Raw genomic sequence first — 20427 nt, 5'->3', positions numbered from 1 at the left:
GACGAGCAGGTGGCGAGCCTCGCGCTGGCTGAAGGGCATCGCCGCGTGCACTTGGCGCGCGGCACGCACCGGCTGCTCGTCAAGCTGTTCAACGACCGCGACCGCGCGTTCTTCTCGGTGGTGCTGGCGCCATGACGTTCTCTTTCCATTCCCGCGTTCATTTCACGAAGGCCTGACCGTGCAATTCAACTTTCTCGAACAACTGGCCGCCGGCGGCGCCGGCATCTGGGTCATCGCCGCACTGTCGGTGCTGGCCATCGCCGTCGCGCTCGAACGCTTTCATCGCTTCCGTGCCAGCGCGGTCGTGCCGGCAACGCTGGTCGACGAGGTGGTGCCGCTGTGGCAGGCCGGCCGGTTCGACGAGCTGGAGCAACTGCTGAAGCAACGCGACAGCGTGCTGTCCCGCGCACTGCGCTTCGTGCTGGCGCACCGCGCACGCTGGTCGGTCGACGAGCTGTCGACGCGGGCCGGCGAGTTCGCCTCGCGGCAGCTGCGCGCGCAGCAGCAGCGCGCCTATCCGCTTGCGGTGGTAGCCACCGTCGCACCGATCGTCGGCCTGCTCGGCACGGTGATCGGCATGATCGAATCGTTCCACGTCATCGCGTTCACCGGTGGCATGGGTGATGCGTCGCTGCTGGCCGGTGGCATCTCGAAGGCGCTGCTCAACACCGCCGCGGGCCTGGCCGTGGCACTGCCTGCGCTGGCGCTGCACCACTTCTTCCGCCACCGGCTGGTCACCTTGGGCCTGGCGCTGGAAGAGCAGCTCGAGCGGGTGTTCGACGCCTGCGTGCGCAGCGGGAGCCACTGATGCGCATCGATATCGGCGACGACGAACAGCCCGAGATCAACCTGATCGCGCTGATCGACTGCATCTTCTTTCTGCTGATGTTCTTCATGGTGGCCACGTCGTTCAAGCACCAGGACGACAACAAGCCGCTGACCGAACTGCCGATCACGCTGCCTCAGTCTGCGGTGTCGCTGGACAAGGCCACCGCGGCACCCGACGTGCTGGTGCTCGGCGTCGACGCGAAGGGCGGCGTGTACTGGGGCCGCGAACGGGTGACGAAGGTGGTGCTGCGCGAACGGCTGCACGCCGCGGCCGTGCGCAACCCGGCGCAGCCGATCCGTATCGATGGCGACACGCAGGCCGCCTACCAGGAGGTCGTCCACCTGCTCGACCTGTGCGCCTTCGAGGGCCTGACCCAGGTCTCGATGCGCACGCGCAATGGACGCTGACGACCCCCGGCGGACCTGCGCAGTGAGCCCGTGGCGAGTCATCGGCAGGTGACGCCGGCTGTTCGCACACTTCCTGCGCTACATCAATGCGCGACGCACCGGCCGCTCCGCGTCGGCGCGCAACCCGAATGGGCCGAGGATGCGTTTGTGCTGCGTCAAGGCCGCGAGGGCGGACCGTCGATCCAATGGCCTTGGGTGGTCGGGCATGCGGCGCTTCGCCATGAGCGAAACGCCGGGATGCCCATGCTGCCGATCGTCTACCACACCATCGAATCGCCTTGAGCATGACCCTTACCGAACAGCTGCTTGAAGCACTGGCGCGCCGCGGCGCGACCGAGGTCTTCGGCATCCCTGGGGATTTCGCGCTGCCGTTGTTTCTCGAGATCGAACGCTGCCGCCGGTTGCCGCTGTACACCTTGTCGCACGAGCCGGCCGTGGGCTTTGCCGCCGACGCCGCGGCACGCGTACGCGGTGGTCTGGGCGTGGCCGCCGTCACCTATGGCGCCGGTGCCTTCAACCTGGTCAATGCAGTGGCCAGTGCCTATGCCGAGCGTGTGCCGCTGGTGGTGTTGTCGGGGGCGCCGGCCGCTCAGGAGGCCAGCAGCGGCTTCATGCTCCATCACCAGGTCAAGACGCTCGACTCGCAGTGGCGGGTCTTCGCGGAGCTGACAGTCGACCAAGCCAGGCTGGACGACGCCCGCCAGGCGCCAGCGCAAATCGCTCGCGTGCTGGACGCCGCCCTGCGCGAATCGCGCCCGGTGTACCTCGAAATCCCACGCGACATGCCACTGCGCGCTTGCGCGGCGGTCCCGGCCCCGATGACGGAACCGTCGGATACGCTGACCTTGGCCGCCTGCGCGGACGAACTGCTGGATCGCTTGCGCGCGGCCAAGCGGCCGATGCTGATGGTCGGCGTCGAAGTGCGGCGCTACGGCCTCGAGGCGCGTGTCGCTGCGCTGGCCCGCCGGTTGGCCATCCCCGTGGTCACGACCTTCATGGGCCGCGGCCTGCTGGCGCAAGCGGACGTCGCCCTCGAAGGCACCTACCTCGGCCTGGCCGGCGATCCGGCGCTGTCGACGGCGGTTGAAGAGTCCGACGGCCTGCTGCTGCTCGGCGTCATCCTGTCGGACACCAACTTCGCGGTCTCGGCGCGACGCATCGATTTCCGCCGCGCGATCCTGGCGTTGGGTGGCCAGGTGTCGATGGGTCACCACGTCTACCACGACGTGGCACTGGCGGCGCTGGTGGACGCGTTGCTGGAACGCGTGCCCCCGCGCGCCGTGGCGCCACGCCGGCAGGCGTGCACACCTGCCGCCGGCCAGCGTGCGCCGGTCGACCCAGCCTCGGCGGTGCGGCCGGCCGACGTCGCCGATGCGGTCAATGCGCTGATGGCCGAGCACGGCGAGATGCCGATCGCCTGCGACGTGGGCGACTGCCTGTTCACGGCCATGGACATCGGCCCGACGCCGCTGGTCGCGCCCGGCTACTACGCCACCATGGGCTACGGCGTCCCTGCCGGCCTGGGGATTCAGGCGGCGACGGCCGAACGGCCCATCATCCTGGTCGGGGACGGCGCGTTCCAGATGACCGGCTGGGAACTGGGCAACGCCGCGCGCAATGGATGGGACCCGATCGTGCTGGTCTTCAACAACGCCGGCTGGGAGATGCTGCGCGCCTTCGAGCCGAGAGCGCACTTCAACGACTTGGGCCGCTGGGACTTCGCGCAAATGGCGCCAGGGCTCGGTGGCGATGGCCACCTGGTCACGACACGCGGCGAGTTGACCGCGGCGCTGGCGAGTGCGCGGGCGAAGCGCGGCCGCTTCCAGCTGATCGACATCCGGCTGGCGGCCGGGGCCTGCTCGCCAACGCTGACCCGCTTCGTTCAGGCCGTGCGGCGCCTGTCTGCGCCGTCGCCCAGCACGCCGGCGCCGGCCGAACTGGCATCGCCCCTGCAAGAAAGCTGACGCGGCCGGCGCGGCCGTGCGTCAGCACCCCGGACCGTCGCCGCACCCGCACGAACCCACGGGACGCAAGGTCAACGGTGCCACGCTACAGTGGCCCGCCCCTTCTTCCGACGGCCTCGCCGTCTTCTTCGCATGCACCCGATCACCTTGCAGGCGCTGGCTGCCTTTCCGCAGCAACTGGAAGCGCACTACGCCGCCGTGCCGGCCGAATTCAAGCACTGGACGCCGCCATCGTGGGCAGGCGTGCCCAGTGAGCCGCTGACCGCCATCGAGCAGGTCTGCCATGTGCGCGACATCGAGGTCGACGGCTACCAGGTCCGCCTGCAGCGCACGCTGCGCGAAAACCACCCGACTCTCGTCTCGCTGGACACCGACGGGCTCGCGAAGGAGCGCCGCTACGGCGATGCGAACGCCGCCGACGTGTTGGCTGACTTTCGCCGGGCCCGCGCGCAGACCGTGGCGCTGCTGGGCAGCCTGACGCCCGCGCAGTTCGACCGCACCGCGCTGTTCGAAGGCTACGGCCCGGTGACGCTGCGCGGCCTGGTGCACTACCTGTGCAGCCACGACCAGCAGCACCTGGCCGGGCTGCAGTGGTTGATGGGCCAGATCGAGGCCTCGCGCCTGCCGGCCGAGCCCGCACCGGCATAGGGCTTGCAGGGCGTCGTCGAATGACCGCCCTGTCGATCCTTTTCATCGGCCTGCTGCTCGGGGTGCAGCACGCGACCGAAGCCGACCACTTGGCGGCAGTCGCCACCTTGGCCACCCGCCCCACCGGCTGGCGGCAGGCGGTGCGCCACGGGATGGCCTGGGGACTGGGCCACACGCTGACGCTGCTCGCCTTTGCCGGAATGCTGTTGGTGCTGGGCCAGGTGGTTTCGCCGGCGCTGGAGCGCGGGTTGGAAACCGGCGTCGGCATGATGCTCGTGCTGTTGGGCGCCGACGTGCTGCGCCGCCTCTGGTGCGACCGCATCCACCGCCACTTGCACCAACATGCGCAGGCGGCAGGCACCCACACAGTGCAGGCGTCGGCGCCTGTGCATGCGCACCCCGGCCGCTGGCCGCTGCGCGCGTTGGCGGTCGGCATGATGCACGGGCTGGCCGGCTCGGCTGCGCTGGTGCTGATGAGTCTGCAGGCCACGCCGGCACCGGCGCTGGGGCTGGGCTACGTCGCGCTGTTCGGGCTCGGCTCGATCGCCGGCATGGCGGTGTTGTCGGCGGTCATCGCGCTGCCGCTGCAGCGGTCTGCCCGGCGCCTGACCCGCCTGCACCGGGTGCTGCAGGCAGGCGTCGGCTTGTTCAGCTGCGCACTCGGCGCCTTCACGATCGCACGGCTGGCTTGCTGAGCGCCCCCGCCGATACCAGGCGCCCCGGCTGCTGCACGGCCTTGGCAACGGTGCGCGCTGTGGGGCCCGACCCGGGCGCTTGCGGCGGCATGGCAAGCTCATCGTGATCGCCGATCACGAAGACGCCCACGGCGTCGACCAGACTGGCCGCCTGCTGATGCAGGCTCTCGGCGGCAGCGGCGCTCTCTTCCACCAACGCGGCGTTCTGCTGGGTGACCTGGTCGAGCTGGGTCACCGCATCGCCGATCTGCCCGATGCCCTGCGTCTGCTCGATCGTGGCCGAGCTGATCTCCTCGATGAGGTCGCTGACGCGCTTGACCTGTGCCACGATGTCGTCCATCGCCCGGCCGGCTTGGGCCACTTGGTGGCTGCCCGACTCGACCTTCTCGACGCTGTCAACGATCAGCGACTTGATCTCCTTGGCGGCCGCGGCCGAGCGCTGTGCAAGCGTGCGCACCTCACTGGCCACCACGGCGAACCCACGGCCCTGTTCCCCGGCGCGCGCGGCTTCGACGGCCGCGTTCAATGCCAGGATGTTGGTCTGGAATGCGATGCCGTCGATGACCCCGATGATGTCGGCCATCTTCTTGCTCGATTCGGTGATGCCCCCCATCGTCTGCACGACCTGCCCGACGACGAGGCCGCCATGGCCGGCCGCGGCCGACGCCGACCCGGCCAGCTGCGTGGCCTGGTGCGCTGTATCGGCGTTCGTCTTCACCGTGGCCATGAGCTGCTCCATCGAGGCCGCGGTCTGCTGCAGGTTGCTGGCCTGCTCTTCAGTACGCTGGCTCAGGTCGGCATTGCCGCCGGCGATCTGTGACGAACCGGTGGCGATGCTGTCGCTGCTCGCCCGCACCTGGCTCACAAGGCGGCGCAGTGATCGCTGCATTTCGTACATGGCCGCTACCACGCTGCCCGGAACGGCGCGCGATGTGTCGATGGCGGCGTTCAAGTTGCCTGCGGCGACTTCGCTGGCGGCCCGTGCAACGGCCTCCGGCTCACCGCCGAGCGACCGCGTGACGCCACGCGTGATGAGAACGCCGATCGTGATGCCACTGATGGCAGAAACGCCCGTCAGTATCAGCATCAGCAGGCTGATGAAACGGAACTCCTGCCTGCCTTCTTCTGCGGCTCTTGCACCGTTCTGCTCCTTCAGTTTCGTGAGCACCGCGAGCTGCTCGTCAACGCTCTTGTTGCGCTGGCGAACGGATTGGTCCAACCGGCTCAGATCAGGGTCGGCAGCTGTCAGCGCCACCTTGGATACCGCAGCGAAATACGCATCCGCCTGCGGGATCAGCTGCTCGATCAGGGAGTCGAGCTTGGCCAGTTCCTCTTTTCCCTTCGCCAGGTAGAACAACGGGCGCGCTTTGTCGAGCCAGGACCGCAGGCCTTCGACCGATTGCTTGAAGACTTGCAGCGAAGCCTGGCGTTCCTGCTCAGTGCCAGCCAGGGCGAACTGCGCCCGGGCGCGACCCATGGCGATCAAATTGATGTTCGCCTCCTTGACGTAAGAGATGCCCAGCAGCTCCCGTTCATAGAGCGACTCGCTCGCGTCGTTGAGGCGGAGCAGCCCATGGATTCCGGACGCAGCGACCATGGCGCCCAGAAGGATCATCGTGGCGAAGGCCAGCAAAAGGCGCGTCCCGAGGCGAAGGCGTTTGAACATAGGGTCCGTCAATGGTGAAGCGCCCTTGGGAGGGCTACCCACAAGCTTTCGGATCACCCACAAGCTCCTGTAGGGCGCTCATGCGCTGTTGGACGCACGGGTGAAGGGAGGTTGATCTCTGTCAAAGAATGACGTCGGCGACCGGCTTTGCGGGCAAATGTGCCGGGAACGGGCTTCCAGAGATGGCCGATGGCGAAGGTCACGCTCTGCGAAGCGCGGGCTCGCGGCAGGCCGCTGTCATCGTTTGTCATCACTTCGCCGCCGTGCGGCTGGGCGCCGGGCGGCTGCCCGCTCCTAACATCGGCGCCATGAGCGAGACCCCGATCACGGTGCTGATTGCCGACGACGAGGCCGAATTGCGTGGGCTGCTGCAGCGCTACCTCGGTGAGCAGGGGCTGAAGGTGCGGGCGGTGCACGACGCCGCGTCGGCCGAGCGGCTGCTGGTGCGTGAACGCTTCGACGTGCTGGTGCTGGACGTGATGATGCCGGGCGAAGATGGCCTGTCGCTGTGCCGGCGCCTGCGCCATGCCGGCGAGACGGTGCCGATCCTGATGCTGACGGCACGCGGCGACCCGATCGACCGGATCATCGGGCTGGAGATGGGCGCCGACGACTACCTGCCCAAGCCCTTCAACCCGCGCGAGCTGCTGGCACGCATCCAGGCAATGGTGCGGCGGCAGAAACTGCTCGGTGCGCACGGCGGCCCGCTCGGCGACCAGCCGGTGCACTTCGGCCGCTACACGCTGCATGCCGCGCGGCGCCAGCTCGAACGCGACGGTGAGCCGGTGGCGCTGACCACCGGCGAGTTCCAGTTGCTGCACGCCCTGGTGATGAACCCGAACCGCGCCCTGGGCCGCGAAAAGCTGATCGAACTCGTCAAGGGCCAGGACCGCGAGCACGAGGTGACCAGCCGCAGCATCGATGCGCAGGTGATGCGCCTGCGGCGGGTGATCGAGGAAGACCCTTCGACACCGCGCCACATCCAGACGGTGTGGGGCCGTGGTTATGTCTTCGTGCCGGATGGCGGCAGCACACCCGGCGGCGATTGACGATGGCCTGGCTGCCGCGCACGCTGTTCCAGCGCAACCTGCTGCTGATCGTCGCGTTGATCCTCGTCGGCCAGCTCGGCAGCGCCTGGCTGTTTCGGACCCTGGTAACACTGCCTCGCACGACGTTGCTGATGGAAAGTACGGTGCGCGAGCTGCAGGCCATCGAAAGTGGCTTGGCCACGCTGCCAGTCGAGCAGCGGCGGTTGTTCGTCGAACGCTTCAACGCCCAGGTGCAACAGGCGGTGGATCGCAGCGAGGGGCCGGCGCAAGAGCTTCACAGCTGGCGTGCCACCCGGCTGCAGCGCGTGTTCCTGGATCAGCTGGCCGAGCGCTGGGCACAAACCGGCCGCACGCTGCAGTGGCGGCACCCGGGAGGTCGCCTGGTGCAGGTGCGACTGGCCATCGACGACCAGCCTCATTGGGTCACGTTGCCCGGCTTGCCACCGGCGCCTGTGGTCTCGACCGCCTGGATCGCGGCCAGCCTGGCCACCGCGTTGCTGGCGATCATCGGGGCCTGGGCGATCCAGCGCCGCATCAACCGGCCGCTGAACGCACTGGTCAGGGCCTCGGCCGCACTGGGGCGCGGTGAGCGGCCCGAGCCGCTGCCGGTGGACACCCCGCGCGAGATCGCCAGCGTCTCGCAGGCCTTCAACGACATGGTGGCCAGCCTCGCGCAAAGCGAGCGCCAACGGGCGCTGATGCTGGCCGGGCTGTCGCACGACCTGCGAACGCCGCTGGCCAAGATGCGACTGGCCACCGAAATGCTCGACGGCCGTGCGGAGGCCGAACTGCTGGCCACGGTCAACCGCAACATCGAGGCGATGGACAGGCTGCTCAGCCGCTTTCTCGATTTCATGCGCAGCAGCCAGGGCGAGCGCGAACCGCTGGTCGAAGCCGACCTGAACGTGCTGGTACACGAGGCATTGGCGCTGTGTCCGCATGACGACGTGCAGCTTCGATTGAGCCCGCTGCCGTTGCGCGCGATGCGGCCACACGGCGTCGTGCGGCTGGTGCTGAACCTGGTCGTCAACGCCCAGCGCCATGGCGCACCGCCGATCGAAGTGGCCACCGGCGAACAGCACGGCGCGCTGTGGCTCGAGGTGCGCGACCGTGGGCCGGGCATCGAGGCTGCTCGCGTCGAAGCGCTGAAAGAGCCGTTCGCCCGCGGTGACCAGGCGCGCGGCGGCCCCGCCGGCGCCGGCCTCGGGCTGGCGATCACCGACCGGGTTGCCAAGGCGCACGGTGCCCGCTTCGATCTGTTGCCGCGCGAAGGCGGCGGGCTCGTCGCGCGGGTGACGTGGCCGGCATGACGCGCTGGGTGACAGGCGTCGACTGGGCGCCCAGGCCCGACCGCCTGTCGACGCGCCGCCTGGATGCCCGGCCAGCATCACCGCGGTGAAAATTCAAAACGACAAAGAAAGAAAACAAAAAGAAATATAAGGAAAGCATTTTCTCGATAAAACTTTTCGAAATCGATTTCACGAAAAGAGGTGTTTACCCGAATCGAACAAGCCTTTACCAAGGCAAGCATTCTCACTTCTGGCCTCAAACGTATACTGCTGCCGTCACTTCTGCCCGCCTTGCGTGATTTCGTATGAACCAATTTCGAAAGCTTCGTATCACGCCGATTCGAAAACTTCGACTGGCGCGCCAACCCCGCGTCCGACGCTCCCGGCGTTGGCTTGCCACCCTGGGCTGCACGGCGGCCTGCAGCGTGGGCTGCGGCAGCGCCATTGCCGCGCCGGCGGTGAAGGAAGCACCGGGTCAGGAAAACGCCATGGCGCTGATCGAAACCCCGGCCCACATCAACCGCCTGGCCTGGGCCTGGCTGCGCGAGTTTCAGCGCGACCTGCAAGACGATTGCGACAACCGGCTCGAAACCAACCGACGATGAACGCCCCGATGAACCGTTCGCGGTCGAGCTGCGCTTCGATCGGCTGAGTCCACGCAGCGAGCATGCGGACGCGAACCGCGTCACACTGCACCCCGCCGCCGGATTAGTGGCGACAGCAGGAGATGCGCCATGCCCTTGGTCACCCGTCGCCACGGCCTGCAATTGCTCAGCACACCACTGCTGTCGGTGCCACTGCACTGGCCGGCCTTGGCCGCCACCCCGGGTGCGGCGGCGCTGCAGTCCTGGCCCTTGCGCACGCCTGAGCGCACCGGCATTCACGACGTGGCACCGGCGCCCGATGGCGGCGTCTGGTTCACCGCGCAGCGCAGCGGCCACCTCGGCTGGTTCGATCCGAAGAGCGCACGTGTCGAGTTGGTGGCACTCGGCCCCAACTCCGCGCCGCACGGCGTGATCCAGGGGCCGGACAAGGCGGCGTGGATCACCGATGGCGGCCAGGGCGCCATCGTGCGCGTCGGCTGGCCGGACCGCGAGGTGCGTCGCTTCCCCCTGCCCGACGGCGCACCGTACGCGAACCTGAACACCTGCGCCTTCGACGGTGACGGCGTGCTGTGGTTCACCGGCCAGAGCGGCATCGTGGGCCGGCTCGACGTGGCGCGTGGCGACATCCGCGTGAAGGATGCGCCGCGCGGCCGCGGGCCATATGGGATCTGCACGACACCGGCCGGCGACATCTGGTGGTGCTCACTGGCCGGCTCGTTCATTGCCAAGGTCGACCGGCGCGGCGGCGAATCGACGATCGTCGAGCCACCGACCAAGAACCAGGGCGCGCGCCGCGTCTGGAGCGACAGCCGCGGCCGGATCTGGGTCAGCGAATGGAACAGCGGCCAGCTCTCGATGCACGATCCGAAGGACAAGAGTTGGCGCCAATGGAAGCTGCCGGGCGATGCTCCGCGCACCTATGCTGTCTATGTCGACGGCCGCGACCACGTGTGGGTCAGCGACTTCGGTGGCAATGCGGTGCTGCGGTTCGACCCGGCCAGCGAACAGTTCGAGCGCTTCCCGATGCCTCGCGAAGCCGCGAGCGTGCGCCAGATTCTCGGCCGGCCGGGCGAAGTGTGGCTGCCGGAGAGCGGCACCGAGCACATCTCGGTGATCCGTACCTGATCCGTCTTCAGGCGGACGACGTGCCGCGAACCCATTCCGCCCAGAACTCGATGCAGGCCCGGATCTTCGGCAGCCGCTGCCGGGCACTCGCCATCACCGCGTAGATCGGCACCGACTGCGGATCGACGAAAGCCGCCAACACCGGCACCAACCGCGTCCCGCGCACCAGCGGATCGGCCGCCACCGTCGCCAAACGACCGATGCCCAGGCCCTGCAACACCATGTTGGCGGCCAGGCCGGTGTCGTTGGTGCGCCAGAAACCGTCGGCCACCAGCTTGATCGGATCGCCGCCGACGACGAACGGCCAGTGGTTCAGCTGCGGCGCTGCGGTGTTGGTGATCAGGCGGTGGCGGTGCAACTCATCGGGGTGACTCGGCAGGCCGACGTTGTCGGCGTAGGTCGGTGATGCATACAGCGCGCGGCCCAACGTGCCGATCTGGCGCGCGACCATCGTCTCGGGCAGCGTCGTGGCGGTGCGGATCGCGATGTCGATACCGTCGCGTGCCATGTCGGCCAGACGGTCACTGACCTCCAGCTCGATCCGCAGCGCCGGATGGCGCTCGTTCAGCGCAGCCAGGCTGGGCAGCAGCAGGTACTGCGCAATCACCGTGCTGGCCGCCACGCGCACCAGCCCGCTGGCCTCGCGCGCCTGGGCCGCGAACTCGCCCTCCAGCGCTTCGAGCGTGCCTGTCAGGCGCTGGCAGTAGCCGAGAAAGGTCTCGCCCTCGGCCGTCAAGGCCAGGCCGTGTGTCGAGCGGTGGATCAGCCGCGCGCCACAGGTCTTCTCGATCCGCGACAGGGCACGCGAGACCTGGCTCACCGGCACATCACGCTCACGCGCCACCGCCGACAGCGTGCCCAGTGCGGCCACGCGGGCAAAAAGCTTCAGGTCGTCGAAGGCCAGATCGTCCATCGTTGCGATGGTAGGCCGGCTCGCTGCGCGATCGGTGTTGCGGCGACTGCAAAACGGCTTTGGTCGGTGTGCCGTTTCCGGCCCGAAGCCCGCTGCCTAGAGTGCCCTCACCGACAAGAACCGAGGCCGACACCATGCGCAACGACACCCTCTTCCCCCGGCTGACCGCGCCCGAACGCGCACGGCTGATCACCCTGGCCCAGGCCGAAGCGACGCGGCTGCGGGCTCAGGCGATCCACGATGCCTGGTCAACGCTGTTCCGTGCCATCGCATGGTTGACCACGGGCGGCTGGCGCCGGCGGCGGCGTGCACTTTCGCCGTAGGCGGTGTCGGGCCGTTCTCGGGGAAACTCCTGAACCTTCGCAGCGGGCGTAAGCTGCGGGCCGGCAGGGATGGCACCTGCCGGCAAGAAAACAAAGACGGAGACCCGAAGAATGAGCGCTTCCACCGATTCGCTGCGGCACGACCGACTGGCTGCCGTGCTGTCCCTGGCCGCGGCCCGACTGGCGCCAGAGCGCCGCGCACTGTTCGAGGGCTTTGCGCGCGAATGCTTCCGCCAGCTCGACGCCGACGACCTGGCCGAGCGAACGTCCGAAGACCTCGCCGGCGCGCTGCTGTCGCACTGGCAGTTCGGCGCCACCCGCAGCCCTGGCGGCCCGAAGGTGCGGGTGCTGAGCCCGACGGTGGCCGAAAACGGCTGGGCCTCGCGCCACACGGTGATCGAGATCGTCAACGACGACATGCCCTTCCTGGTCGATTCGACGTCTGCCGAGATCAACCGCCAGGGGCTGACGCTGCACCTCATCGTGCACCCGATCTACCGTGTCGAGCGCGCCGCCGACGGCACCCTCACCGGCATCAGCGCCGGCACCGATACCGGCCCCGGCACGCCCGAATCGTGGATGCACATCGAGATCGACCGCCTGGTCGACCCACAGCAGAAGGCCAGCCTGGTCGCCGGGATCGAGCATGTGCTGAGCGACGTGCGCGCGGCGGTCGAAGACTGGAAGCCGATGGTCGCGCGGCTGCACGAGACGATCGCCGAGCTGGCCCAGACGCCCGACGTGCTGCCCGCTGAGCAGGTGGCCGAAGGCGGCGCCTTCCTCGAATGGCTGGCCGACGACCACCTGACGCTGCTGGGTTACCGCCAGCACGAGCTGGTCAACCTGGCCGGCGACAGCGCGCTGCGGCTGGTGCCGGGCAGCGGGCTCGGTGTTCTTCGAGAGACCGAAGCCGACAAGGCCTCGTCGGGCCTGTCGCAACTGCCGGCCAATGCGCGCGAACTGGCCCATGCGCCGACGCCGGTGCTGGTGGTCACCAAGGCCAACACGCGCTCGACCGTACACCGGCCGGGCTACACCGACTACGTGGGCGTCAAGCGCTACGACAAGAGCGGCAAGGTGATCGGGGAGCACCGCTTCGTCGGCCTGCTCACCTCCACCGCCTACAGCGCCCGCGTGGCCGAGACGCCGCTGCTGCGCGGCAAGGTCGAGGCCATCGCCAACCGCGCCGGCCTGCCGCCGGGTGGGCACTTGTCGAAAGCGCTGGTGCACATCCTCGAGACCTTTCCCCGCGACGAGCTGTTCCAGATTTCTGACGACGAGCTGTATGAAACGGCCCTGGGCATCCTCGCGCTCGGCGACCGCCAGCGCTTGCGCCTGTTCGTGCGGCGCGACCCGTTCGACAGGTTCGTCTCGTGCCTGGTCTATGTGCCGCGCGAGGCCTATGCGACCGACCTGCGCATCAAGTTCCAGCGCATCCTGATGCAGGCCTTTGCCGGCACCAGCGCCGAGTTCGATGTGCTGCTGAGCGACACGGTGCTGGCGCGCATCCACTTCACCGTGCGCACGACGCCGGGCCAGGTCCCCGCCATCGACCGCAAGGAGCTGGAGCGCAAGCTGGCCGAGGCCGCGCGCCGCTGGGATGACGGTCTGCGTGATGCGCTGACCGAGGCCGAGGGCGAAGCCCGCGGCATCGCGCTGTTCAAGGGCTGGAGCACCGCCTTCCCGCCCGAGTACCGCGAACGCGTGCCGGCCCGTGCCGCCGTGCCGGACGTGCGCACCGTGGCCTCGCTGTCGGCGGCGTCGCCGCTGGCGCTGGCGTTGTACCGCCCGCTGGGTGGCGGCCCCACGGCACTGGGGTTCAAGGTCTATCGCCGCGGCGAGCCGATCGTGCTGTCCGACAGCCTGCCGATGCTCGAGCACATGGGCGTGCGCGTGCTGGGCGAGCAGAACTACAGGCTGACGGCCGACGGCGCTTCGATCTCGCTGCACGACTTCGATCTGCAGGCGACGGTGTCCGACGAGATCGAAGACGAGACGCTGGCCAGGCTGTTCGAAGACTGTTTTGCCCGCGTCTTCCGCGGCGAGGTCGAGAACGACGACCTGAACCGGCTGGTGCTGCGCGCCGGGCTGGCGGCGGACGAGATCGTCGTGCTGCGGGCTTATGCGCGCTACCTGAAGCAGATCGGTTTCGCGTTGTCGCAAGGGGCGGTCGAAGCGACGCTGACCACCCACCCGCGCATCGCCCGCATGCTGGTGCATCTGTTCAAGTTGCGGCTCGACCCGAACGGGCGCGACGAGCAAGCCGCGGCCTCGCAAGTCAACGCGATCGAACAGGCGCTGGACCGCGTCAGCAATCTGCAGGAAGACCGTGTGCTGCGGCAGCTGCTGGCGCTGATCCAGGCCACGCTGCGCACCAACTTTTGGCGCACCGGCATCGGCCACTCGGGCGCGCCGGGGCCGCGGCGGTCGTTCCTCAGCTTCAAGTTCGAATCGGCCAAGGTGCCGGGCCTGCCCGAGCCGAAGCCGCTGTTCGAGATCTTCGTCTACTCGCCGCGTTTCGAAGGCATCCACCTGCGTGGCGGCAAGGTCGCGCGCGGCGGGCTGCGCTGGTCGGACCGGCCGGAAGACTTCCGCACCGAGGTGCTGGGTCTCGTGAAGGCGCAGATGGTGAAGAACACCGTCATCGTGCCGGTGGGCTCCAAGGGCGGCTTCGTGCTGAAGAAGGCGCCACCGTCGACCGACCGCGACGCGTTCATGAAGGAAGGCGTCGCCTGCTACCAGGACTACCTGCGTGGCCTGCTCGACCTGACCGACAACCTGAACGGCACCACCGTCGTGCCGCCGCCGCAGGTCGTCAAGCTCGATGCCGACGACCCGTACCTCGTCGTCGCAGCCGACAAGGGCACCGCGACCTTCTCGGACTACGCCAACGCCGTCAGCAAGGAATACGGCCATTGGCTCGGCGACGCATTCGCCTCCGGCGGCAGCGTCGGCTACGACCACAAGGCCATGGGCATCACCGCCCGCGGCGCCTGGGAAAGCGTCAAGCGCTTCTTCCGCGAGCGCGGCACCGACATCCAGACCACCGACTTCACGGTCGTCGGCGTCGGCGACATGTCGGGCGACGTGTTCGGCAACGGCATGCTGCTGTCGCGCCACATCCGCCTGATCGCGGCGTTCGACCACCGCCACATCTTCATCGATCCCACCCCCGATGCGGCGGCCTCGTTCGCCGAGCGCGAGCGCATGTTCAAGCTGCCGCGGTCGTCCTGGGCCGACTACAACGCCGAGCTGATCTCGGCTGGCGGTGGCGTCTGGGCACGTTCGGAAAAGTCGATCCCGATCTCGCCGCAGGCGCGCGCTGCGTTGGGCATCGAGGCCGATCGGCTGGCGCCGACCGAGTTGTTGTCGGCGATCCTGAAGGCGCCCGTCGACCTGCTCTACAACGGCGGCATCGGCACCTATGTGAAGGCGACCAGCCAGACCCATGCCGACGTGGGCGACCGCGCCAACGATGCGATTCGCATCAACGGCCGCGAGCTGCGCTGCAAGGTGATCGGCGAAGGCGGCAACCTCGGCTTCACGCAACTGGGCCGCATCGAGGCAGCGCTAAACGGCGTCTCGCTGAATACCGATGCGATCGACAACTCGGCCGGCGTCGACACCTCGGACCACGAGGTCAACATCAAGATCCTGCTGGGGCTGGCGGTCGCCGACGGCGAGATGACCGAGAAGCAGCGCAACTCCACGCTGGCGCAGATGACCGACGAGGTCGCTGCGCTGGTGCTGCGCGACAACTACTTCCAGACCCAGGTGCTGTCGGTGACGCAACGGCTGGGCGCCAAGCTGCTCGACCAGGAAGCGCGCTTCATGCGCTTCCTCGAAAAGGCCGGGCGGCTGAACCGCGCGATCGAGTTCCTGCCGACCGACGACGAGATTGCCGAGCGCGCGGCCCACGGCATCGGGCTGACCACGCCCGAACGCGCGGTGCTTTTGGCCTACTGCAAGATGTGGCTGTTCGACGAGATCATCGCGTCCGACCTGCCGGAGGATCCGTGGATCGGCAGCGCGCTGGAGCGCTACTTCCCGGCTGCACTGCGCGAGAGCATGGCCGGCTACATCCCGCGCCACCCGCTCAGGCGCGAGATCGTCGCGACCCATGTGCTCAACAGCATGGTCAACCGCGTCGGCTCGACCTTCGTGCACCGCCTGGCCGACCAGACCGGCGCGAAGCCGGCGCAGGTCGTGCGCGCCTACCTGTGCACGCGCGAGGTGATGGGCCATGTGGCGCTGTGGCAGCAGGTCGAGGCGCTCGACAACGTGGTGCCCGACGCGGTGCAGTCCGAGATGCTGATCGAGGAAGGCTGGCTCACTGCACGGGCCACCACCTGGTTCCTGCGCTACAAGCGCCTGAACGAGCCGATGGAGCAGACCTTCACCCGCTTCCGCGATGCGGTCGAGGCTCTGCGCGAGCCGCTGGCCGCGCAGGCCGCGTCTTCCCCGCAAGCCCAGGCCTGGGTCGCCGCCGGCGTGCCGGCCGCGCTGGCCCACCGCGTGGCCAGCGCCGACGGGCTGTACGCCGCCCTCGACATCGCCGAAGTGGCCGAGGGTGCCAAGCGCCATGTGACCGAGGTCGGCGAGGTGCACGTCGGCGTGGCCTCGCGCCTGGGCCTGGCCAGCCTGCGCCAGCAGATCGACGCATTGCCCGCCAGCAGCCATTGGCAGAGCCTGGCGAAGAACGCACTGGGCGACGATCTGGCCGGCCTGCAGCGCGCGATCACCCAAGAGGTGCTGGGCTCCAGCGAAGGCGGCTCGGCGCAGATGCTGGCCGCCTGGGAAGCGGCCAACGCGGTGGCGCTCGAACGAGCCCAGCGGGTGCTGCTGGAGCTGGCCGACGCGAAGAACGCCGATCTGGCGATGCTGTCGGTCGCGCTGCGGGAGCTGCGCAACCTGGCCTGAGTCAACGCTCCGTATGGACGGGCGCGCGAAGCGCCGCCCCCTTCAAGTGGCGTGCGCGGTCTTGCAGGCCGCGGGGGGGGCCAGAGGCCCCCCTTCGCCAGGCATGAACAGTCCTCAGGACTGTTCATGTCCGGGCTCAGCCCCCTTCCGGGGGCAGGCCCCGGAAGGGGCCGTGGGGCTAAGGTTGATGGCAGACGGCCTCGATGTTGTGGCCGTCGGGGTCGCGCACGAAGGCGCCGTAGTAGTCCTTGTGATAGTGCGGCCGCAGGCCCGGCGGGCCGTTGTCGGTGCCGCCGGCTTCGATGGCGGCTTTGTAGAAGGCGTCCACCAGTGCGCGGCTGTCGACGCGGAACGCCACGTGGATCGGCGGCTTGTTCGGCTCGCCGCCGTGGATCCAGAAATCCGGCTTCGGCGCCTCGCCGAAGCCGGCCACGCCGACCCCGCCGGTGAACTCCTTCGGCACTTCCATCAGCATCGTGTAGCCAATCGGTGCCAGTGCGTTGGTATAGAAGCGCTTGCTGCGCTCGTAGTCGCTGACGCCAACGCCGGTGTGGTCGATCATCGGAGGCCTCCTGGTGCCTTTGAGTTGAAAGGGCGGATCCTGCGCCAGCGCCTCGAAAGCTTCAAGCCCGGCCCGACATTTTTGCGACGCCTCGGCATCGGGCTCGACAGGTTGCCGTCTGGATGGCGTGGCGGACGAGCCCGCCCTGCCCCGCTGGGGCCGGGCCTCGCCAAGTGGTGAAGTCACGGCGCCCCGTGGCAGGGTGGTGGATCGTCGTATGAGCCTGTTCCCGGTCATCCTGTCCCCACACCCCTGACAAGAGCGCTGGAGGGACCGAGCGCAACCGCAGGCTGTTGCCGAAACGAGCTGTCACCAACTCGCCCCGTCGACATGACTTGCGGGATGCCGCACCGCTGAACCCTGCAACCACAATCGCCGCGATGCAAACCGCTGAACGCCCTCGCCGCTTCATCGTGATCCCGAAGGACGGGCTGGCCGACGAGACCAGCTCGCCTGCGAAGACCGCACGCTGGCTGGCGGCGCCGGTCATTACCACGGCGCGCGCGGCCGACCATGGCCCCGCCGCCGTCGCCAAGACCGGCGCACCGGCGCTGACGATCGTCAACACGGCGCCTGCCGACGGCTCGGTGCTGGTTGATGCCGACCATGTGACGCTCGACGAGGTCAAGGCACGCGCGCCAGAAGGCGCCAAGGTCTTCGAGGAGCAGTGGTACCCGCTGGAGCGGGCGCGCGGCCCGTGGCAGGCACTGCGCGCACCGGCCAAGGCCAGCGGCGGCGCGCGGCACAAGGTCTTCCGCTGGACGGTCACCGTGCGGGTCGACGGCGACAAGCCCCGGTTGCTTGGCGACGCGCTGGTCACGGCGATGCTCGACGAGGACCAGGGCATCGGCATCGCCGCGACGACCGACCGCTACGGTCGCGCTCAACTCGACTTCGACGAACGGCCCGCTGGAGTGCAGGCGCTGTACGTCGACCCGCTGCACGGCGGCTGGCCGGTCCGGCTGGAGGCGGTGGCCGTGTCGGAAGACAGTTTCGACCTGCGGGTGCCGCCGGTCGAGCTGCACGCCCCGGATGCCCGCGGCCTGGTCTACGGGCGGCCAGCGGCCGTCGCCGGACAAGGCGTGACGGTCGGCGTGGTCGACACCGGCGTCGGCCCGCACGAGGTGCTGGCCATTTCCGGTGGCCGCAATACCACCGAAGAGCAACCCCGCCGCTGGCGCGACTGGGACGGCCACGGCACCCATGTCGCCGGCGTCGTGGCCGCCACCGCCAGCGAATGGCGGCGCGGCGAAGCCAGCCACGTGCAACTGCACGCCTACCGGATCTTCGAGGACGGCGTCGAGGAGGCATCGACCTTCGCGATCGCCGCCGCGATCAAGCAGGCAGCGCTGGACGGCTGCGACCTGGTCAACCTGAGCATTGGCGGCAGCACCGCCGACGGCGCGGTGCGCGACGCCGTCGAACAGGCCTGGGGCCTGGGCTGCGTGTGCGTCGCAGCCACCGGCAACGATGGCAGGGCCAATGTTGCCTACCCGGCGCGCTACCCGAAAGCGGTTGCGGTGTCGGCGATCGGCCTGCACGAAAGCTGGCCAACCGGCGCCCACCTCGACTGGACCCTCAGCGCCGCGGTCGGCAAGCACCTGGGCGGCAAGCCGAGTTTCTTGGCCAAGTTCTCGAACCGCGGCGACAAGGTCGCGCTGACGGCGCCGGGTGTCGCGATCGTCTCGACGATCCCGAACGACCGCTGGGGGGTGATGTCCGGCACCTCGATGGCCACGCCGGTGGCCACCGGCGTGCTGGCCAGGCGGCTGGCGGGCAGCGCCGTGCTGGCGATGCCGCGTGACGCCCGGCGCGCCGAGGCGATCCTGGCGCTGGCCTCGGAGCACGCCGAAGACCTGGGGTTGCCGGCGGCTATGCAAGGCAAGGGGCTGGCGCGATAATTGAGCCCATGGCGAGGTATGTGTTTCATTTGCCGTTGAGTCTGGACTCCAAGGCCGTGTCTGCCGCGAAGCGCAAGGCCACAGCGCTCGGCGCAACCGTCGTGCGGACGGCCGCCGGGCAAATGCTGGTCGAAACCACCCCCAGCAAGGCAGCCCGGGTGGCCGAAGCGCTGCCCGATTGGCGGTACGCGCTGGAACGCGTGGCAGCCCGACTGCCCGAGAAATCGCCGCTGTCGCGGGCCAAATACGCTGCCGCCCGCTGACATCCACGGCCCCCCGCCGGGTCAGAACATCCGAAGGGCCCTTCATCGCGAAGGGCCTTTCCGCTTTCAGGGGCCACGCGAGCCCCCGCCCCTTCAGTCCGCGTCGCGCACCAGCAGCAGCTTGCCGCCCCAGTGGTCGCGCGTCACCACCCCTTCGGCAAACCACACACGCCAGCTGTAGACAGGGTTCTCGGTCCAGTGCGTACCGCTGTGATAGATCTCGGTGTAGAAGCCCGGAAAGACCGAGCGGTCGATCGACGGACGGTTCACGCGGGTGTCGACCAGGCTGGCCAGCTCTTTCACATTGGGTGCCCGCCAAGCCTTGCCACTCGAACTGGCCTGCGCCCTGGCATGGTCGATGGCCATCGGCACGGTCAGGAAGGTCGTCGGGGTCCCGCTGCAGGTTTCGCCCGTCCACGCCTGGCCTTCGGCACAGCGGCGCCAGATCAGGCGGGTGGACTTGTCCCGCGCCTCGGCACCGTCGACCACCCAGCGGTGGGCCGGCATCGCCTGGCCCTGGCGCACCAGGCGGATCGCAAAGTGGTCGAACTCGCCGCTTTGCCAGATGGTTCCACCGTACCCATAGGCCACCGCCCAGCGATAGTGCGGGCCGCCACCATTGACGACGGCGCTGCTCGATGTCCAGTGGAAATCCGACGCCGAGTGAGGGAACCAGGCCGTGTCGATCATCGGGCCGCCGTCTGGCACGCTGTAGTCGACCAGGCTCTGCATTTCGCGCAGCTTCGGCAACCGCCAGTCGGTAGCACCGCACAACGCCATCGCATTGACGGCCGCCACATAGCCGCTGGCGTCATCCGCCTGGCCGCTGCCTCGATTGGTGAAGCGGTCATTCACGTCGCGCGGGCCACCATCCGCGGTCTTGACCTCCCACATCGAGCCGGTGACCCGGTCTCGCACGCAAGACCAGGCGGCCGCGTCGCGCGGCAGCACCTCGCCGTTGGCACCGATCTTTTCGAAGCTGAAGCCGGCGCGGCCATCGGCCTTGCGAGGCGACAAGGCGTCGCGGCCGAACTCGCCGTCGTGGCCCGTGCCTGCGCATTCGGGCGTGAAGACGTAGCCACGCACGTCGTCGTAGACAACACATTGCGTCACGCCGGTGTCATTCAGGCGCGCCTTTCGCAGGGCCTGGATGTCGGCCTCCGCACCGATGCCCATAGCGGGCATGGCAGCCATCGACACGGCCCATGGAAGACCCCGCATTCCGATGGAACGCAGCGACCGTCGGGCCCGAACGGCCGGGTGGTTGG

The 20427-nt window shown here is 68.7% G+C and carries 16 protein-coding genes; 12 read left to right on the top strand and 4 right to left on the bottom strand.

What is annotated here, in order from left to right; all coding sequences use genetic code 11:
• Positions 1-178: 178 nt before the first annotated feature.
• The 5 genes from VFY73_RS11550 (at position 179) to VFY73_RS11530 (ending at position 4543) form a co-directional block, all read left to right on the top strand.
• Entirely contained in the window at positions 179-808 is a 630-nt protein-coding gene (locus tag VFY73_RS11550; protein WP_329718794.1) for a MotA/TolQ/ExbB proton channel family protein, read from the top strand.
• Entirely contained in the window at positions 808-1236 is a 429-nt protein-coding gene (locus VFY73_RS11545) for a biopolymer transporter ExbD (protein WP_329718792.1), read from the top strand. Before VFY73_RS11550 ends, VFY73_RS11545 begins: the two co-directional genes overlap by 1 nt.
• Positions 1237-1520: 284 nt before the next feature.
• Positions 1521-3200, top strand: a complete 1680-nt coding sequence (gene ipdC / locus VFY73_RS11540) for an indolepyruvate/phenylpyruvate decarboxylase (RefSeq protein ID WP_329718790.1) — start codon at positions 1521-1523, stop codon at positions 3198-3200.
• A gap of 132 nt (positions 3201-3332) precedes the next feature.
• On the top strand, positions 3333-3848 hold the full coding sequence (locus VFY73_RS11535; protein WP_329718788.1) for a DinB family protein: 516 nt from the start codon (positions 3333-3335) through the stop codon (positions 3846-3848).
• A 20-nt stretch (positions 3849-3868) separates the two neighbouring features.
• Positions 3869-4543: a sulfite exporter TauE/SafE family protein gene (locus tag VFY73_RS11530; protein WP_329718786.1), complete on the top strand. Its 675-nt coding sequence runs from the start codon at positions 3869-3871 to the stop codon at positions 4541-4543.
• On the opposite strand, the gene VFY73_RS11525 is transcribed toward VFY73_RS11530, so the two are convergent.
• Positions 4518-6209, bottom strand: coding sequence for a methyl-accepting chemotaxis protein (locus VFY73_RS11525; RefSeq protein WP_329718784.1), 1692 nt, complete (start codon positions 6207-6209; stop codon positions 4518-4520). The genes VFY73_RS11530 and VFY73_RS11525 overlap by 26 nt on opposite strands.
• A 308-nt stretch (positions 6210-6517) precedes the next feature.
• Between VFY73_RS11525 and VFY73_RS11520 the strand changes: the two genes are divergently transcribed.
• The 3 genes from VFY73_RS11520 to VFY73_RS11510 all read left to right on the top strand — a co-directional run bounded on the left by VFY73_RS11520 (position 6518) and on the right by VFY73_RS11510 (position 10277).
• Positions 6518-7258 (top strand): response regulator, encoded by a 741-nt coding sequence (locus VFY73_RS11520; protein ID WP_329718782.1) that lies wholly within the window; start codon positions 6518-6520, stop codon positions 7256-7258.
• Between the two features lie 2 nt (positions 7259-7260).
• Positions 7261-8568: an ATP-binding protein gene (locus tag VFY73_RS11515; RefSeq protein ID WP_329718780.1), complete on the top strand. Its 1308-nt coding sequence runs from the start codon at positions 7261-7263 to the stop codon at positions 8566-8568.
• 713 nt (positions 8569-9281) lie between these two features.
• Positions 9282-10277 (top strand): virginiamycin B lyase family protein, encoded by a 996-nt coding sequence (locus VFY73_RS11510; protein WP_329718778.1) that lies wholly within the window; start codon positions 9282-9284, stop codon positions 10275-10277.
• A 7-nt stretch (positions 10278-10284) separates the two neighbouring features.
• On the opposite strand, the gene VFY73_RS11505 is transcribed toward VFY73_RS11510, so the two are convergent.
• Positions 10285-11190 carry a LysR family transcriptional regulator gene (locus VFY73_RS11505; RefSeq protein ID WP_329718776.1) on the bottom strand — a complete coding sequence of 302 codons (906 nt, stop codon included), beginning with the start codon at positions 11188-11190 and terminating at the stop codon, positions 10285-10287.
• Positions 11191-11324: 134 nt separating this feature from the next.
• Here VFY73_RS11505 and VFY73_RS11500 point away from each other — a divergent pair, with 134 nt between their 5' ends.
• Both VFY73_RS11500 and VFY73_RS11495 read left to right on the top strand, forming a co-directional pair.
• Positions 11325-11513, top strand: a complete 189-nt coding sequence (locus VFY73_RS11500; RefSeq protein WP_329718774.1) for a hypothetical protein — start codon at positions 11325-11327, stop codon at positions 11511-11513.
• 111 nt (positions 11514-11624) lie between these two features.
• On the top strand, positions 11625-16433 hold the full coding sequence (locus tag VFY73_RS11495; RefSeq protein WP_329718772.1) for an NAD-glutamate dehydrogenase: 4809 nt from the start codon (positions 11625-11627) through the stop codon (positions 16431-16433).
• Between the two features lie 178 nt (positions 16434-16611).
• Here VFY73_RS11495 and VFY73_RS11490 read toward each other — a convergent pair whose 3' ends face one another.
• Complete coding sequence (locus VFY73_RS11490) at positions 16612-16995, bottom strand: VOC family protein (RefSeq protein ID WP_329718770.1); 384 nt, start codon at positions 16993-16995, stop codon at positions 16612-16614.
• A gap of 380 nt (positions 16996-17375) precedes the next feature.
• Here VFY73_RS11490 and VFY73_RS11485 point away from each other — a divergent pair, with 380 nt between their 5' ends.
• Complete coding sequence (locus VFY73_RS11485) at positions 17376-18896, top strand: S8 family serine peptidase (RefSeq protein ID WP_329718768.1); 1521 nt, start codon at positions 17376-17378, stop codon at positions 18894-18896.
• Between the two features lie 8 nt (positions 18897-18904).
• Positions 18905-19159, top strand: a complete 255-nt coding sequence (locus VFY73_RS11480; protein WP_329718766.1) for a hypothetical protein — start codon at positions 18905-18907, stop codon at positions 19157-19159.
• 93 nt (positions 19160-19252) lie between these two features.
• On the opposite strand, the gene VFY73_RS11475 is transcribed toward VFY73_RS11480, so the two are convergent.
• Positions 19253-20344 (bottom strand): DUF1566 domain-containing protein, encoded by a 1092-nt coding sequence (locus tag VFY73_RS11475; RefSeq protein ID WP_329718764.1) that lies wholly within the window; start codon positions 20342-20344, stop codon positions 19253-19255.
• Positions 20345-20427 lie beyond the last annotated feature (83 nt).

Origin of the sequence: Ideonella sp. (assembly GCF_036277275.1) — a bacterium.
Classification (GTDB): Bacteria; Pseudomonadota; Gammaproteobacteria; order Burkholderiales; family Burkholderiaceae_C; genus Ideonella.
Note: the sequence above shows the minus strand (reverse complement) of the source record. Positions and strands in the feature narration are given on the sequence as shown.

Coding starts and splice junctions, on each gene's coding strand:
- VFY73_RS11505 (WP_329718776.1), bottom strand. CDS start 11,190: ATGGACGATCTGGCCTTCGACGACCTGAAGCTTTTTGCCCGCGTGGCC.
- VFY73_RS11495 (WP_329718772.1), top strand. CDS start 11,625: ATGAGCGCTTCCACCGATTCGCTGCGGCACGACCGACTGGCTGCCGTG.
- VFY73_RS11530 (WP_329718786.1), top strand. CDS start 3,869: ATGACCGCCCTGTCGATCCTTTTCATCGGCCTGCTGCTCGGGGTGCAG.
- VFY73_RS11485 (WP_329718768.1), top strand. CDS start 17,376: ATGCAAACCGCTGAACGCCCTCGCCGCTTCATCGTGATCCCGAAGGAC.
- ipdC (WP_329718790.1), top strand. CDS start 1,521: ATGACCCTTACCGAACAGCTGCTTGAAGCACTGGCGCGCCGCGGCGCG.
- VFY73_RS11545 (WP_329718792.1), top strand. CDS start 808: ATGCGCATCGATATCGGCGACGACGAACAGCCCGAGATCAACCTGATC.
- VFY73_RS11510 (WP_329718778.1), top strand. CDS start 9,282: ATGCCCTTGGTCACCCGTCGCCACGGCCTGCAATTGCTCAGCACACCA.
- VFY73_RS11520 (WP_329718782.1), top strand. CDS start 6,518: ATGAGCGAGACCCCGATCACGGTGCTGATTGCCGACGACGAGGCCGAA.
- VFY73_RS11535 (WP_329718788.1), top strand. CDS start 3,333: ATGCACCCGATCACCTTGCAGGCGCTGGCTGCCTTTCCGCAGCAACTG.
- VFY73_RS11500 (WP_329718774.1), top strand. CDS start 11,325: ATGCGCAACGACACCCTCTTCCCCCGGCTGACCGCGCCCGAACGCGCA.
- VFY73_RS11480 (WP_329718766.1), top strand. CDS start 18,905: ATGGCGAGGTATGTGTTTCATTTGCCGTTGAGTCTGGACTCCAAGGCC.
- VFY73_RS11490 (WP_329718770.1), bottom strand. CDS start 16,995: ATGATCGACCACACCGGCGTTGGCGTCAGCGACTACGAGCGCAGCAAG.
- VFY73_RS11515 (WP_329718780.1), top strand. CDS start 7,261: ATGGCCTGGCTGCCGCGCACGCTGTTCCAGCGCAACCTGCTGCTGATC.
- VFY73_RS11525 (WP_329718784.1), bottom strand. CDS start 6,209: ATGTTCAAACGCCTTCGCCTCGGGACGCGCCTTTTGCTGGCCTTCGCC.
- VFY73_RS11475 (WP_329718764.1), bottom strand. CDS start 20,344: ATGCCCGCTATGGGCATCGGTGCGGAGGCCGACATCCAGGCCCTGCGA.